General features: G+C 65.1%; 15 protein-coding genes. 4 read left to right on the forward strand and 11 right to left on the reverse strand.

What is annotated here, in order from left to right; translation table 11 throughout:
• Positions 1-4 precede the first annotated feature (4 nt).
• Genes narH through narI form a run of 3 tightly spaced genes read left to right on the forward strand, consistent with a single transcriptional unit; the run spans position 5 to position 3,131 of the window.
• Positions 5-1,723 carry a nitrate reductase subunit beta gene (narH, locus tag NU1_RS18225; RefSeq protein ID WP_067523052.1) on the forward strand — a complete coding sequence of 573 codons (1,719 nt, stop codon included), beginning with the start codon at positions 5-7 and terminating at the stop codon, positions 1,721-1,723.
• Positions 1,720-2,400, forward strand: a complete 681-nt coding sequence (gene narJ / locus NU1_RS18230) for a nitrate reductase molybdenum cofactor assembly chaperone (RefSeq protein ID WP_067522966.1) — start codon at positions 1,720-1,722, stop codon at positions 2,398-2,400. Before narH ends, narJ begins: the two co-directional genes overlap by 4 nt.
• Positions 2,397-3,131 (forward strand): respiratory nitrate reductase subunit gamma, encoded by a 735-nt coding sequence (gene narI, locus NU1_RS18235; protein ID WP_067522967.1) that lies wholly within the window; start codon positions 2,397-2,399, stop codon positions 3,129-3,131. The genes narJ and narI overlap by 4 nt, the downstream gene beginning before the upstream one ends.
• Positions 3,132-3,135: 4 nt before the next feature.
• On the opposite strand, the gene NU1_RS18240 is transcribed toward narI, so the two are convergent.
• The 10 genes from NU1_RS18240 to NU1_RS18280 form a co-directional block, all read right to left on the reverse strand.
• Positions 3,136-3,435 (reverse strand): helix-turn-helix domain-containing protein, encoded by a 300-nt coding sequence (locus tag NU1_RS18240; protein ID WP_067522968.1) that lies wholly within the window; start codon positions 3,433-3,435, stop codon positions 3,136-3,138.
• A 5-nt stretch (positions 3,436-3,440) separates the two neighbouring features.
• Positions 3,441-3,686, reverse strand: a complete 246-nt coding sequence (locus NU1_RS42790) for a type II toxin-antitoxin system RelE/ParE family toxin (protein ID WP_212761316.1) — start codon at positions 3,684-3,686, stop codon at positions 3,441-3,443.
• Positions 3,658-4,335 (reverse strand): hypothetical protein, encoded by a 678-nt coding sequence (locus NU1_RS42795; RefSeq protein ID WP_212761317.1) that lies wholly within the window; start codon positions 4,333-4,335, stop codon positions 3,658-3,660. The genes NU1_RS42790 and NU1_RS42795 overlap by 29 nt, the downstream gene beginning before the upstream one ends.
• Positions 4,336-4,398: 63 nt before the next feature.
• The gene (locus NU1_RS18250; RefSeq protein ID WP_157552457.1) at positions 4,399-4,659 is read right to left on the reverse strand and encodes a three-helix bundle dimerization domain-containing protein; all 261 of its coding nucleotides are present in this window, start codon (positions 4,657-4,659) and stop codon (positions 4,399-4,401) included.
• A gap of 135 nt (positions 4,660-4,794) precedes the next feature.
• On the reverse strand, positions 4,795-6,294 hold the full coding sequence (locus NU1_RS41530; protein WP_169815090.1) for an RNase H family protein: 1,500 nt from the start codon (positions 6,292-6,294) through the stop codon (positions 4,795-4,797).
• Positions 6,295-6,359: 65 nt separating this feature from the next.
• The gene (locus tag NU1_RS18260) at positions 6,360-7,145 is read right to left on the reverse strand and encodes an SDR family NAD(P)-dependent oxidoreductase (protein WP_245720183.1); all 786 of its coding nucleotides are present in this window, start codon (positions 7,143-7,145) and stop codon (positions 6,360-6,362) included.
• 18 nt (positions 7,146-7,163) lie between these two features.
• Entirely contained in the window at positions 7,164-8,909 is a 1,746-nt protein-coding gene (locus NU1_RS18265; protein WP_067522972.1) for an N-acyl-D-amino-acid deacylase family protein, read from the reverse strand.
• Between the two features lie 8 nt (positions 8,910-8,917).
• A complete protein-coding gene (casG, locus tag NU1_RS18270; protein WP_067522973.1) occupies positions 8,918-10,573 on the reverse strand; it encodes a steroid-24-oyl-CoA synthetase in 1,656 nt (551 codons plus the stop codon).
• Complete coding sequence (locus tag NU1_RS18275) at positions 10,570-11,730, reverse strand: serine hydrolase domain-containing protein (protein WP_067522974.1); 1,161 nt, start codon at positions 11,728-11,730, stop codon at positions 10,570-10,572. Before NU1_RS18275 ends, casG begins: the two co-directional genes overlap by 4 nt.
• 9 nt (positions 11,731-11,739) lie before the next feature.
• A complete protein-coding gene (locus tag NU1_RS18280) occupies positions 11,740-13,107 on the reverse strand; it encodes a flavin-containing monooxygenase (protein WP_157552460.1) in 1,368 nt (455 codons plus the stop codon).
• Positions 13,108-13,220: 113 nt separating this feature from the next.
• Between NU1_RS18280 and NU1_RS18285 the strand changes: the two genes are divergently transcribed.
• Positions 13,221-13,868 (forward strand): TetR/AcrR family transcriptional regulator, encoded by a 648-nt coding sequence (locus NU1_RS18285; RefSeq protein WP_245720184.1) that lies wholly within the window; start codon positions 13,221-13,223, stop codon positions 13,866-13,868.
• Between the two features lie 304 nt (positions 13,869-14,172).
• Here NU1_RS18285 and NU1_RS18290 read toward each other — a convergent pair whose 3' ends face one another.
• A complete protein-coding gene (locus NU1_RS18290; RefSeq protein ID WP_067522977.1) occupies positions 14,173-14,574 on the reverse strand; it encodes a nuclear transport factor 2 family protein in 402 nt (133 codons plus the stop codon).
• Positions 14,575-14,650 lie beyond the last annotated feature (76 nt).

Genomic DNA, 14,650 nt, shown 5'->3' on the forward strand with positions numbered 1-14,650 from the left:
CGTTATGGCCCAACTCGCCATGGTCATGAACCTGGACAAATGTATCGGCTGTCATACCTGCAGCGTCACCTGCAAGCAGGCGTGGACCAATCGCGCGGGCACCGAGTATGTCTGGTTCAACAATGTGGAAACCCGCCCGGGACAGGGATATCCACGGCAGTACCAGGATCAGGAGAAGTGGAAGGGCGGGTGGATCCTCGACCGCAAGGGCCGCCTGAGCCTGAAGTCCGGGTCGCGCATGAAGCGGCTGCTCAATATCTTCGCCAATCCGGATCTGCCCACGGTGAGCGACTACTACGACCCGTGGAGCTACGACTACGACAATCTGCTGTCGTCACCACAGATCGATACCGTGCCGGTGGCACGGCCCAAATCGCTGATCACCGGCCAGGACACCAAGGTCACCTGGGGTGCGAACTGGGATGACGATCTGGGCTCCGGGCCGGAGCAGGTCGGCAAGGATCCCATGCTGGCCAAGCTCTCCGACAAGGTGAAGCTGGAATTCGAAGAAACCTTCATGTTCTACCTGCCGCGCATCTGCGAGCACTGCTTGAATCCATCGTGCGCGGCCGCCTGCCCATCCGGTGCGATCTACAAGCGCTCCGAAGACGGCATCGTGCTGGTGGATCAGGACAAGTGCCGCGGTTGGCGGCAATGCGTCTCGGCGTGCCCGTACAAGAAGATCTACTTCAACCACAAGACGGGTAAGGCGGAGAAATGCACCTTCTGCTACCCGCGCATCGAGGTCGGCATGCCGACGGTGTGTTCGGAAACCTGTGTGGGACGGCTGCGGTACATCGGCGTCATGCTCTACGACGCGGACGCGGTGCAGGAGGCCGCCTCGGTCACCGATGACAAGGATCTGTATCCGTCGCAGCTGGGCGTATTCCTCAATCCGCACGATCCACGGGTGATCGCGGAGGCCGAGCAGGCCGGAATTTCCACCGAATGGATTCAGGCGGCGCAGGATTCGCCGGTCTACAAGCTCATCGTCGATTACCAGATCGCCTTGCCGCTGCATCCGGAGTACCGCACCATGCCGATGGTCTGGTACGTGCCGCCGCTGTCGCCGGTGGTGGATGTGCTGTCGGAGACCGGGCATGACGGGGAGGATCACTCGAACCTCTTCGGAGCCATTGACGCGCTGCGGATTCCGGTCGAATACCTGGCGGAATTGTTCACCGCCGGTGAGATCGGACCGGTGCGGGCGGCGCTGCAACGACTGGCCGGGATGCGGTCGTTCATGCGCTCGGTCAATCTCGGGCAGGAACCGGATATGTCGATTCCGGAGTCGGTGCGCTTGGAGCCCGAGGAGATCGAGGCCATGTACCGGCTGCTGGCCATTGCCAAGTACGAGCACCGGTACGTCATTCCCAGCGGCGCGACGTCCCGTGCGCACGAACTGGATTCACTGGCCACCGGGTGCAGCCTCGATACCGACGGCGGGCCGGGGATGACGGCCTTCGACTATATGGCCGACAAGTTCCACCTCACCGATACCAATGGCGCGGCGCCGGAGGAGAAGTCGAACCGGGTCAATCTGTTGAATTGGGACGGTAAGAGTTCCAGTGGTTTGCTGCCCAGTAGGAACGGGGCGGGGACCGCCGCGAACGGCAGCAATGGCAGCAGCGACAGCAATGGCAGCAATGGCAGCAATGGCGCGGCCACCAATGGCCACGGCGAATCCGATATCACGCCCGAGCCGACCGGAGCGCACCGATGAGCCTGCTCAACCTGCGGCGACGCCCCCGGCCCGCCGTCGAGATGTCCGAGCGGGAACGGCGCTTGATCTGGCGGATCGCCGCGCTGCTGCTCGACTATCCCAGTGCGCAGATGCTCGCCATGGTGGATGAACTATCCGGTGCGGTCGGCGAATTGCCGCGCGATATCAAGCCGCATCTGAACGGCTTCCTCACCCACCTGCGCGGTACCGACCCCATCGCCCTGGCTCAGCAGTATGTCGAAACCTTCGATATGCGCCGCCGCGCCAGCCTGCACCTGAGCTATTACGCCTACGGCGACACCCGTAAACGTGGCATGGCGCTGCTGCGCTTCAAGCACGCCTACCGTCACGGGGGCGTCGAACTGGGCGATGAGGAACTCCCCGACCACCTCCCGGTACTCCTGGAATTCGCCGCCACGGTGGATCCCATCGGCGGTGAACGGCTGCTCGGCGAACATGTGCCCGTCCTGGAATTGCTGCGACTGTCCCTGTCCGACAGCGCTTCCCCGTACGCCGGTATCCTCGCCGCCGTTACCGCGACCCTCCCGCCGCTCACCACCGCGGACCGTCGCCGCATCGCGGAACTGGCCGCCCAGGGTCCTCCCGAGGAGGAAGTGGGCCTCGAGCCCTTCTCCATGGACCCGACCATGTTCGCCGCCTCGGAAGGCCGCCGATGACCACCACCCTCTGGATGACCCTGCCCTACGTGGCCTTCACCTCCTTCCTGCTGGGCCACCTCTGGCGGTGGCGCAATGACCAATTCGGTTGGACCACACGGTCATCGCAAATCTACGAATCGCGCCTGCTGCGCCTGGGCAGCCCGCTGTTCCATTTCGGCATGCTCGGCGTCATCGGCGGTCACATTGTCGGCGTTCTGATCCCGGCCTCCTGGACCGCGGCGATCGGCATCTCCGAGCACATGTACCACCTGGCCGCGGTCTCCGCCGGAACCATTGCGGGCATTGCGGTTATCGCCGGAATCGCCATTCTGCTCTACCGTCGCTTCACGGTCGCCGCCGTCCGCAGGGCGACCACCAATAACGACAAGCTGATGTACGCGCTGCTGGCCGGAGCCTTGATCACCGGCATGCTCAATACCGTCGGCAGTAATCTGCTGTGGGGCACCTACAACTACCGCGAGACCGTATCGCCGTGGTTCCGCAGTCTTTTCACCTTCCGGCCGGAGCCCGAGCTGATGGTCGGCACCCCGTGGACCTTCCAGGCCCACGGGCTGATCGTCCTGCTGCTCATCGGCATCTGGCCCTACACCCGTCTGGTCCACATGTTCAGCGCGCCCATCGGCTATTTCGTCCGTCCCTATGTCGTCTACCGCAGCAAAGAGGTCAACGCCCCCGATAAGAGCCGCTACGCCCGCGCCTGGGAGGCCCCGGTGGTACCGCCGCGGTAGGACATCAGCCTGCCTCGCGCATCGGTTCGAACCGGACAGCGAGCCGCAGTTGCAGGGCGATGGCCAAGCGCTCGAGCATCGGGATCGTCGGCATGGTTCCCCCTGCTTCGAACCTGGCCACCGCAGGCTGCTTCAGCCCGGCCCGCTCTCCCAACTCGGCCTGCGTCAGACCGAGTTCCTCACGGCGCTGCCGCACCGCCGCACCGAGTTCGACCCGGATGCGGGCCGCATCGTATGCGGCCTCCGCGCCCGGGCGGCTCATGATTTCGGCGCGCTTGTCGGCCCAACTCCTGCGTTCACCCATGGATCTCACTCCTCTTCCACGGTATGAGCCTCGACGATGCAGCGCTCCATGGCCCGCACCGCCCGCTCGATTTCAGCTGTCTCCCGCATTCGCTGCTTACGAAATACTGTCAGCAGGATGATGCGCCGCCCCGACGCGATCCAGTAGGTAATCCGCACCGCGTCGCGCACGAGATGGAAGCGGAGTTCGCGTAGCTTGCCGTTCAGTTGCCTCGTGTACGGCTCACCGAGTAGCACTCCACGCTCTGCCAAAACCCGCAGATTTCGTGCGGCTCCAGACCTCGGCGGCAGCGCTTCCCGCCAAGCCGAGGTGGGTGAGTTCAGCGAAGACCCGAGCGTCGTCGATGTCGACCCGGGCCAATCCGGCTGCGAGAGCTTTGAGGATCGCATCGATCTGCGGAGCCCTGGCGTGCGCGATTGCAGAGAGGGTTGCCAAGGGAATATTGGCCGTCGCAGCGTCCGGATCCATCACGATTGGCACATTGTGTGGGCCTACAACCAGCGGATGCACCTCCACACTGGGCCACAGCGGGAGACCGACGGCGGCGGTGTTCATCGCCCACATGGCCGTGACTCGATCACGGCAGATGACGAGAAGCACTGGAGGCAAGCGGTATTCGAAGGAAAGCTGCGCCAGGTCGCGGGCCCAAGCGGCGGGGCGGTCGGAGTCGTCCCAGGCCAAGGACTCCACCAGAAGTAGGAAGCCGCCGTCTTTGGTGGTGATTCGAAAGAGTGCGTCTACTCTACGATCCCGCGCGCGGGGGTCATCGGTGCCGATTCGCAGCAGGACCACCTCGGTGGGATCGGCCAGGGGTAGCCGCAGTGCGTTGAAGGCCCGGGCGAAGACGCCGGGATCGTGCCGAAAGATCCGGTGCATTGCCTCGCCCGGGGAAACGACCATGGCGACGAGAGTACCTCGAGATTCGAACTTGTGTTCGAATCCGCGTCGGAGGTTCGCGGTCGGTCAGCCGGAGGGCGCCTCGGCGAGGGTCTGCAGATGTTCCCGGGTGGCGCGTTCGGCGAGGAGCGGGAGAAAGGTTTCCACCTTGGCGCGGGTGGCTACGCGGCTGTAGGCGGTGCGCAGGAGGTTGTCTACGGTTTCCTCGCCGACTCGGTCACCGAATTCGCGCAGGAGGCGGGTGGCGGCGGACCGCAGGGCCAATTCCTGATCGAGGGGTGGTTCGACGCGGACGTGGGCGAATTGTTCGACTGGACTGTGGGTCATCACGAACTCCGACGAGCTGGTCGCTTCGGATCGCACGGGGCCGGTTTGCCGGACCGGTGCGGTCCATGCCACTGGTAGTGATTGCCACGAATGACTGTCGGGAAAACGAACTTTCGGTGAACGGCGGGTGGGAGATCACCAACGGGCGGCGCGGGCGAGGCGGTGGGCCTCCTCATTGAGGGGGTGGCCGCCGTGACCCTGGATCCAGGTGGCGCGGAAGGGGACGGTGCGGCGCAGAGCCCGCGCGACGTGATCGAAGACCTTGTCCGATACCGGGAAGGGCAGCGCCTCGGGGGTGCGGCGGCGCAGCGCGGTATTGATGGCGACGACGGCCTGTTCGCAATCGGAGAGGATGCGCAGTTCACGGTCGGACAGTTGTGGGGCGGTGGCGGTTTCGCAGATGGCGATGAGTTCGGATTCGACCGAGCTCCTTCCCTCGACACAGGTGGCGCTGTGGGTGCGACCGTCCTCGGCCGCCCAGCCGTAACCGCCGACCTCGCCGTAGCCGGAGGCATCGGTGGCGACCGTGAGCGGTGCGGGTGCGACGCCCGCGGCGGGTGGTGGCTGTGCGGTCGAAACCATTTCGGAGTGCGGTCGCGGCGGGGTCGCGGAGCGGACGGCCAATCGCAGGCTGTCCGCCAGCACTCCCCCGCTATTGCCCAACCAGGTGAATCCATCCCGGTCCCAGATCCCGCGGTGCTCCCACACCGCCGACCGCACCCGACTCCACAGCAGCGGATGTACCCGCGCTACCTCCTCGGCGGCCGTCGAACAGCACCATTCGCGCACTGATTCGGTGGCGGCGTCGACCAATTCGACAATGGTGTCTTTCATTCCGAGATAGCGACGCGTCGCCTGTCTGCGCTGCACCCGCAGCTCGGCCAGTTCGCCGTAGAGTTCCACAATGCGGGTGAGCGACGCTTCGAACGCGTCGTCGACGAGTTCCCTGGCCGCTGCCACGGTCCGATCCAGCTCGGCGCGCAATTGCTGTTCGAGTTCCTTGAACGCCCCCTGCCAGCGTTCGGCGACCGGCGGGCTCTCCGCACCGGGCACCGCCTGCCCGGCCAGTGCCCGGCGCACCTGCGCCACGAAGGCCTCGTCATCCAGCGAAAGCAGATGTGCCGCTTCCGGTGTCATCACATCCTGAATCCAGCCGCGCTCCACTCCCCAGCGCCACCAGTCGTGGGACGGCAGCCGGGTGCGCGCCGGATCCAGATCGCACGCGGTCATGGCCGCACCGAACGCCGCCTCGTACTCCTGTGGCAGCAGCAGCGACAGCAACCAGACGCAGACCTGTTCGAATCCCTTCGGCCCCGCACGGCGCGGCTGCTGCCGGTCCTCCCGCAATCGCACCGCCGCGGCGATGCGCAACGCTTGCGCGGTGTGTTCGAGTTCGGCGAGTTCCGCACGCTCCCTGCGATTCCCACCCCGCAGCTTGGTCAGGCACAGGTCCCGCATGAGCAGCGTTTCCCAGTAGTACAGCGCATTGACGCGATGGTCCCGCAGCTCCGGTGCGTGCAGCGCGGCGAGCAGTTCCGGCTCCGCGGTACCCTCGATCTCCGCCCAGCACGCATCCAGCAACGCATCGAAATCGTCTCGGAGCGAGGCGATTACGGCGGCGGAGTGCTGGACCACATCCATGAAGGTATCCGGGACCTACGACAAATCGGGCCGATCGGCCGCCGCCGACCGAAACGCGCTCAGCCCCCGGCGAGTCTCGCGAGGTTCGGGAAGTTGCTGATCTCCCAACCGCCGTCGACCACCAGTTCGGTGCCGGTGATGTAGGAGGCGTCGGCACTGGCCAGGAACAGGCAGGGTGCGGCGACCTGCTCCGCACTGGCGGCCGCACCGAGTGGAATCCGGTCCAGGAACATCTGTTTGGCCGGTTCGTAGCCCATGATGGCGGCTACCAGCGGAGTATCGACCAGGCCCGGCAGCACCGTATTGACCCGAATGCGATGCGGGGCGAGTTCCAGGGCCGCGTTCTTGGAGAACATGACCACGCCCGCCTTACCGGTGGAGTACGCGCTACCACCGGGCATGGGAATGCGGCCATCCAGCGACGAGATATTGACGATACTGCCGCCTCGGCCGCCGTCGCGCATGAGCCGCGCCTCGTGCTTGGTGCACAGGAAGACGCTCTTCTGCACGAGATCGACGGTGAAGTCCCAATCCGCCTCCGCCATATCGGTGACCGCGCCGATCCGCGAACCGCCCGCCACATTGAAGGCGATATCGAGACCGCCGAAACGCTCTGCCGCCACACCGATCCCGGCCGCGACCTCGGCTTCGACGGTGACATCGGCGGTTACGGGTAGGAAGGCGTCGCCGAGGTCGGCGGCCTGTTCGCGCACACCGGACTCGTCGATATCCAGTCCGACCACCTGCGCGCCCTCGGCGATGAGCGCGGCGGCAATGGCAGCGCCGATTCCGGAAGCCGCGCCGGTCACCACGGCGGTACGTCCGTCGAATCTGTGTGGGTGCATGGTCACGTCTCCCATTTCTCAGCGCCGCCCGGCACGGAGGAACTGGCCGGTGCGCTCGGTTCCGAGCACCGCCGCCCGCTCCCCCGACCCGAAGACGTACTTCCCGTTGATCAATACAGCGGTGACCGTCTCGTCATTGCGGTTCACCATGCGCGAGAGCCCGTCGTACTCCGGAATCGGATTCTCGGCGTACTCCTCCAGACCGGCATCGAGCCGTTCCGGATCGAGGACGAGCACATCGGCTCGGTCGCCCACCCGCAGGTGTCCGGCGTCCAGGTCGTACCAGTCGGCCAGTTCACCGGTCAGCCGGTGCACGGCGTGTTCGACACTCATGAACGGTGTCCCCGCCTGCTGGGCGTCGCGTACCCGCCGCAACAATCGCAGCCCGAAGTTGTAGAAGGCCATATTCCGCAGATGCGCGCCCGCATCCGAGAAACCGAGCTGCACACCGGGATCGGCGGCCAGCCGGTTCAGGACCTCGGGTCGGTGATTGGAGATGGTGGTGTGCCAGCGCACCTTGGAGCCGTACTCCACCAGCAGATCCAGGAAGGCGTCCACCGGATGCAGGCCACCGCGCTCGACCCCGACCTGGCCGAAGGTCTTGCCGATCAGATCGGCATCCGGGCATTCGGTGATCTCGGCATCGAAGAAGTCCCGATGCCAGACGCGTGGCCCCCACTTCGTCTCGTAATCCTTGCGGAAACGGCGGCGGTACTCCTCGTCCTGGAAGAGTTCATGGCGTTTGTCCAACTGATTCGACAGGTGGAGAGCCGCGGCCCCGGAACCGAATTCCTCGAATACCGGCAGGTCGATTCCGTCGGAGTACACCTCGAACGGCACCGGCAGATGCTGCCATCGGAAGTTCCCGCCGAGGCCGTTGAGGACCTTGGCGATCCACGGGAAGATATGCACCACACCGGGAATGGCCTTGATATCGGCGGCCGAGAGCAGGCTCACCTTGAGCTTCGGCCGGAAGATGCCGAGACTGCTCGCCGCCATGGCGATCAGGCTCTGCGGGCGCGCCACATCGGGTCCACCCTGCAGTGCCCGCTTGCGCCGACGCAGCACGGCATTGAGCCGCCGCCGTTCCCGCGTGGTCGCGTAGGTGGACGGCAGTGTGCGCGAACGGCATACGTCACCGTCGAGTTTGTCGAACAGCAGCTGCTGCGAGGACATGCCGACGAATCCGGCGTCGAGGGCCTCGGTGAGCCGATGCTCCATCGCCCGCATCTCCACCTCGGTGGGCCGCTCATCGGGGCGGGTGGCGCGTTCGAGCCCCAGTAGCGCGACCCGGATATCGGAATGCCCGATAAAGGCCGCGAGATTCGCTCCCAGCGGCAGTGATTCCAGCGCCGTCACATAGCTGTGCGCACTGTTCCAGGTTTTCAATCCGTCGACGGCTTCGACCACATGTTTGCGCGGAATGGCTTCCACGCGGCCGAAGAGATCTCCGGCCTCGGATCCATTGACGTGCACCGTGGACAGTGAGCAGGAGCCGAGCAGAATCGTGGTCACGCCGTGGCGCACCGACTCCGACAGCGACGGATCGAGGAGTACCTCGACGTCGTAGTGCGTGTGGATATCGATCATGCCGGGCATGACCCACTTCCCGGCCGCGTCGATCACACGGCCGCAGCCGGTTTCGTTCAGTTCCTTGGCACTGACGGCCATGACCCGACCGTCGCGAATACCGAGATTGCGGATGGCCGAGGGCGCGCCGGTGCCGTCGAACCAGCGCCCGCCCTTGATAATGGTGTCGAACATGGTCTGCCTCAGCTCATTGTCACTTCTCGGCGCAGCACCTTGCCGGTGACATTGCGCGGCAGCGGATCTGCGGTAATCCGCCATTGCACCGGGACCTTGAAGTAGGCCAGCTGCCCCGCCACGAACTCGCGCAACTCGTCCACGGTGAGGGCTCGCGGGTCCTCGACCACCACGACGGCGGCCACCTGCTCGCCCAGATCGTCGTGTGGGAGACCGATCACCACCGATTCCAGCACGGCCGGATGTTCGTCGATCACATTCTCGATTTCGGTCGGATAGACGTTCTCACCACCGCGCAGAATGAGATCCGAACGCCGCCCGGCCATTTGCAGCCGACCCTCGTGCATGAAGCCGAAATCACCGGTCCGCAGCCAGCGGTTCTCATCGATCGCCGCAGCGGTGGCGGACTCGTCATTCCAATAGCCGAGCATGACGTAGGGGCTGCGCACACAGATCTCACCCGGCTCACCGTCGGGCAGGACGGTGCCGTCGGGATCCCGGATCTCCACCGAGACGCCGACAATCGGGCGGCCCACGGTCTCCGGATGCGCGGCCAACTCGATGGGGTTGGCCACCGTGGCGGCGGTTCCGCTCTCGGTGCAGCCGTAGCTGGTGGTGAGCGCCACCTGTGCGACCGGGAGCCGCTCCCGCAGGCGTGCCTGCAGGGCTGGTGAGGACGGAGCCGTATTCAGCGAGAAGGCCGACAGCGTCGACAGGTCGTACCGCGAAAGATCGTGGTGCAGCATGCGACTGGCCATGGTCGGCACCGCCGCCCAGTGCGTGACCCTCTGGGATTCGATCAGCTGGCACAGCCGATCCACCTCGTAGGCGCCCTGGTAGATGACCACCGCATCGCCGGTGACAACACGCGGAATCACCAGATTGTGCAGGCAGGCGATATGGAACAGCGGGGAGGTCATGAGATAGCGGCGGTCGCGCGGGGCCGGATCGTACTCCTTACCCATGAAGCCGTCCAGCATCCCGTCGGTGAAACGGTGATAGTTGCTGATCGCCACCAGGTTTCGATGGGTGTGCACCACGCCCTTGGGGCGGCCGGTGGTGCCGCTGGTGTAGAGAATGACCGCCGGGTCGTCCTCGTCCACAGCGGTTTTCGGGAACTCACCGCGATACTCCGCGATGAGCTTCGGCAGATCACCCGCCATGGTGAGCACCGGAATGCGGGTTCCGGTCTCCGCCAATAGTTCGGCGCGTTTCGCATCCGCGATCACCACCACGGGCTGGGAGTGTTCGAGCCCGTAGGCGATCTCCCGGGGTGCCCACCAGGCGTTGTAGCCGACCGGCACCGCACCGAGACACTGCACCGCCCAGAAGGCCAGCACCCAGTCCGGATCATTGGCGGCCAGAATGCCGACGCGGTCGCCCTTGCCGATGCCGTACCGCTGCGCGAGGGCGGCGGCCAGGGCGCCCGCCGCCTCGACATGTTCGGCGAAGGACACTCGGCGATCGGCGGTCACCAGGTAGTCGCGGTCGCCGTGCGCCCGGGACGACTCCAGCAGTTCCACCAGGGAGCGGGCCCGGTCCTTCAGCAGGGGTATGGGTGCGCCCAGCACCTGCTCCACCGTCATTTCGAACGGTCCGCCCGGACCGGTGAGCTTGGCGGCGATTTGCGCGGCAAACGCTTGGATGTCAACGGATTGCGTCATGAATCAAGTCCTCGACTGTCTTTCACGGCCGCGTACACGGCCTTCAGGTACGCGTCACAGCGCTCCGACCCGATGAGGCCGGGCGCCATGCGGTTCATGGCGTAGGCGAAGGTGATGCGATTGTCGAGATCATTGACCACCATGGCACCGCCCAGACCGCCCCACCAGCAGATCCGTCCGTCCGGAATGGCTGGCACGGTCTGTGGCTGCGGCAGACCGTAACCGATCCCGAAGCGCAGCGGCAGCAGAATCGCCTGATCGACGCCGTCGGCCTGCTGATCGAAAATGAGGTCGATAGTGCTGGGCGACAAGAACTTCCGGCCGCTCAGCTCGCCGCCGTTACTGATCAGGGACTGCACCCGTGCGATGGAGCGGGCATTGCCGTGGCCACCGACGCCACCGATCTCCGCCTGCCGCCACTCGGGCGTACCGACCATGGCGAAATCCAGCAGCGGTTGGAACAGCGTCTTGAACATCACGCTGTCCTGCGGAATCAGCGATTGATCGAATTCCGCGTACTCCGGTGGCTCCAGGGTGGCGATGCGGCCGAAATCGGCTGGGTCGGTGCCGATATGAAAGTCCGCGCCCAGCGGGCCCGCTAGTTCCTCGGCGAAGAACCGGCCCAGCGACCGGCCGTCGATGCGGCGGACCAGTTCGCCGATCAGATGCCCGTAATTGATGGCGTGGTAGCCGGACGCGGTGCCCGGTTCCCACCACGGCTCCTGGGCGGCCAGCCGGGCGGCCGAGGATTCGTGGTCGTAGATATCGGGGATCTCGATGGGACTGTCCCAGCCCGATACCCCCGAGGTGTGCGAGAGCAGATGCCGCACTTCGATATTCGCCTTGCCATTGGCGGCGAATTCCGGCCAGTAGTGCGCCACCCGCTGGTACACATCCAGGTCACCGCGCTCGACCAGGAGTAGCGCGCACAGCGCCGTCATGGTTTTGCTGATGGAGAAGGTATTCACCAGGGTGTCGGCTCCCCAGCGGGTGGTCTGCTCCGGATCGGCCCAACCGCCCCACAGATCCACCACCGGATCGCCGTCCACCATCAGGCACACCGATGCGCCCAGCTCCGCGCCGGATTCCACCTGCTCGGTGAAAGCCCGGCGGACGTCGGCGAATTCGTCGGCACAGAAACCAGCGACATTGCTCATTTCGTTCTCCTAGACTCCGGCCGCGGCGCGTGCCTTGACCGGTGGCTCATAGCCATTGGCGGCCGCCCGCTTGGCCCCGCGCTCCAATTCCTTCGTGAGATCACGGACGTACGGCTCGAATTCGATCTGAATGGTGTGCCGGGGCGAGTTGTAGTAGCGGCTGGTGCGGATGGCCTCGGCCGCCCGGATATCGGCGCGCATCTCGGCTTCGGTGGGCAGGTGATAGTTACCGCTCAGGTACGCGGCCACCAGCTTCGACTGCTGCTCGGCGAAATTCACCAGCGTCGGAAGTGGCTGCGCCAGACCGAGATAGAACAGATTGTCGACACCGGGCTTGATCATCTGCCGGAACAGCGGGAAAACATTCTGCTCATCGGGCTTGAGTTCCGGATCGTCGAAGAAGGGGAAGGAGATGTGATAGCCGGTCGCGCACACCACCACATCGACCTCTTCGACACTGCCGTCGGCGAAGTGCACGTGCTTACCGTCGAGCCGGGTAATGGCCGGTTTGAAGGTGATATCGCCGCAGCCCGCACGGTGCAGGAATTCCTCACTGGCCGACGGATGCGCCTCGAAGGGCAGGTGATCCGGCTTGGGCAGGCCGTAATTCTCCATATGGCCACGGTTCTTGACGACGAACCGCTGCTTGAGTTTCATACCCACCTTGTGCGGCATCCACGTCGGCATGGACGCCTTGTCGCCGACCTTGCCGTTCACATATTTGGGCAGCACCCAGACGCCGCGACGGGCGGACAGGTAGAACTTGGACGCGATGAACCGCTGCGACAGTTCGGTGGCGATATCGAGACCGGAATTGCCCATACCCACCACTACGATCCGCTTACCGCGCATATCGATCGGGTCGAACGGATCGTTGTAGGCGTGTGAATGCATGAGTACGCCGTCGAATTCACCCGGATAGTCGGGTAGGCGCGGATCCCAGTGGTGCCCGTTGCATACGACGACGGCGTCGTAGGTCTCGGTACGGCCGGTATCGGTGGTGATCACCCACAGCCCGCTCGAATCACGTTCCGCGGCAATGACCTTGGTATTGAAGACGATCTTGTCGCGCAGACCGAAGTGATCGACGTAATCCTTGAAGTACTGCAGCAGCTCCGTGTGATGCGGGAAGTCCGGCCACTCATCGGGCGCCGGGAAGTCCTCGAATGCCAGACGGAACTTCGAGGTGTCGATGTGCAGGCTCTGATAGCAGGCCGACATACCGTTGGGATTCTTGAAGTACCAGTTACCACCGACCTCGTCGGAGGCCTCGTAGCAATCGAAGGGGATGCCGTATTCGGCGAGCCGCTTGGCGGCGGTAATCCCGGAGGGCCCTGCGCCGATGACGCAGACCCGGGGCAATTCGCGTGTATCCAATTCACTCTCCCTGTTCGGCCGAGGCACGGTCCGGCCGGACGTGATCTGACCCACACGCTAACACTCACTAGACAGTGTGTCTAGTGAGTGAACGTACGTCTATCATGGAGGGCGTGACCCGGACCGATGAGCAAACCGCCGCGCCAGATCCCACGCGCCGCACCTCGCTGCGCGACGAACAGAAACGCCTGACCCGCAGCCGGTTGACCGAGGCCGCCAAGCAGCTGTTCGTCACCCAGGGCTACGCGCAGGTGCGGGTCGACGACATCGCCGCCGCCGTCGGCTGTAGCCGCGCCACCTTCTACCTGCACTTCACTGGCAAACCAGATGTTTTGCGCGCCATTGCCGAACAGGGCACGCTGCCCAGCGTCCAGCACTTCTATACCGATCTCGACCATGTGCTCGACAGCGGCTCGCGCACGGAATTCGCGGCCTGGATGCGCCGGGCCATCGAATGGTTCCAGGAGTACAAGGACCTGCTGCCCGCCTGGGACGAGGCGACCGCACTGGAACCGGAGTTTCGGGAGGTGGCGCGCGAAGGCATTCTCGCGCTGCCCAATGTGATGACCTCATACCTGTCGCGCTGGCCCGCCGATCAGCAGGACGAGGCGCGGCTGCGCATCGAACTACTGGTGGCACAGTTGGAACGGTTCTTCACCCGATGGGCCATGCAGGGCACCATCGACGTCACCGCCGACCAGGCGGCGGAGGTACTCACCGATATCTGGTTCCCGGCCTTGCAGACACCGGGAGACGGCTGAGGTCGACAACGGCGTCGGCACCCCGCCGTCCCGGCACGCACCCCCGTCATCCCGGCACGGCACACCCCGTCACCCCAGCACGGCACACCCCGTCACCCCGGCACGGCACACCCCGTCACCCCGGCACGCTTTTGGCCGGGATCCACAACTGCGGAGGTGTGGATTCCGGCCAAAAGCACGCCGGAATGACGGGGGCGGTTACCCACACCGGGGACAAGGACGAACTGGGCACGCCGGAATGACGGGGGCGGTTACGCACGCCGGGGACGAGGACGAGTTGGGTAGGCCGGGATGACGAGGGTGGTTATGGCAGTGGCGTGGTGCGCGCGCGGGCGAGTTCCCAGAAGGCGCGCAGTGCAACGATTTTCCCGGCCTCGTTCACGCGGTAGGTGAACGCACCGTCCACCTCGACCGCGACACCCTGGCGGGCGCTGCGAATGGTGCCGATGAATGCCACCTCGTCACCACAGGCGTAGGAGTCGCTGAACCGGAAGTCGATATCGCTGCGGGCAATGGCCTTGTCCCAGAACGCCGCAATGGCCGCCCGGCCGGTATGCCCCTCCCCCACCGGGTCATAGGGCGAGACTCCGATGGGGTCCTCCACCCGCGCGTCCGGGGCGAACAATGCCAACCATTCGTCCTTGCGCTTACCGCGCACGGCGGACTGGGAGGCGAGACCGGCGAGCCGGGCGGGGTGATCGGCCATTGCGCCATCCTGACCCCCGCCCAGCGAACTATCGCGCTCGCGTTCCGACTGCCGGACGATCGAGTCGAGTCACCGG

Origin of the sequence: Nocardia uniformis NBRC 13702 (assembly GCF_001613345.1) — a bacterium.
Classification (GTDB): domain Bacteria; phylum Actinomycetota; class Actinomycetes; order Mycobacteriales; family Mycobacteriaceae; genus Nocardia; species Nocardia uniformis.

Bases quoted from the DNA above. Each gene is read 5' to 3' on its own strand.
- narI (WP_067522967.1), top strand. From the start codon at position 2,397: ATGACCACCACCCTCTGGATGACCCTGCCCTACGTGGCCTTCACCTCC.
- NU1_RS18260 (WP_245720183.1), bottom strand. From the start codon at position 7,145: ATGCACCCACACAGATTCGACGGACGTACCGCCGTGGTGACCGGCGCG.
- narJ (WP_067522966.1), top strand. From the start codon at position 1,720: ATGAGCCTGCTCAACCTGCGGCGACGCCCCCGGCCCGCCGTCGAGATG.
- narH (WP_067523052.1), top strand. From the start codon at position 5: ATGGCCCAACTCGCCATGGTCATGAACCTGGACAAATGTATCGGCTGT.
- NU1_RS18265 (WP_067522972.1), bottom strand. From the start codon at position 8,909: ATGTTCGACACCATTATCAAGGGCGGGCGCTGGTTCGACGGCACCGGC.
- NU1_RS18240 (WP_067522968.1), bottom strand. From the start codon at position 3,435: ATGGGTGAACGCAGGAGTTGGGCCGACAAGCGCGCCGAAATCATGAGC.
- NU1_RS42795 (WP_212761317.1), bottom strand. From the start codon at position 4,335: ATGGTCGTTTCCCCGGGCGAGGCAATGCACCGGATCTTTCGGCACGAT.
- NU1_RS18290 (WP_067522977.1), bottom strand. From the start codon at position 14,574: ATGGCCGATCACCCCGCCCGGCTCGCCGGTCTCGCCTCCCAGTCCGCC.
- casG (WP_067522973.1), bottom strand. From the start codon at position 10,573: ATGACGCAATCCGTTGACATCCAAGCGTTTGCCGCGCAAATCGCCGCC.
- NU1_RS18275 (WP_067522974.1), bottom strand. From the start codon at position 11,730: ATGAGCAATGTCGCTGGTTTCTGTGCCGACGAATTCGCCGACGTCCGC.
- NU1_RS18250 (WP_157552457.1), bottom strand. From the start codon at position 4,659: ATGACCCACAGTCCAGTCGAACAATTCGCCCACGTCCGCGTCGAACCA.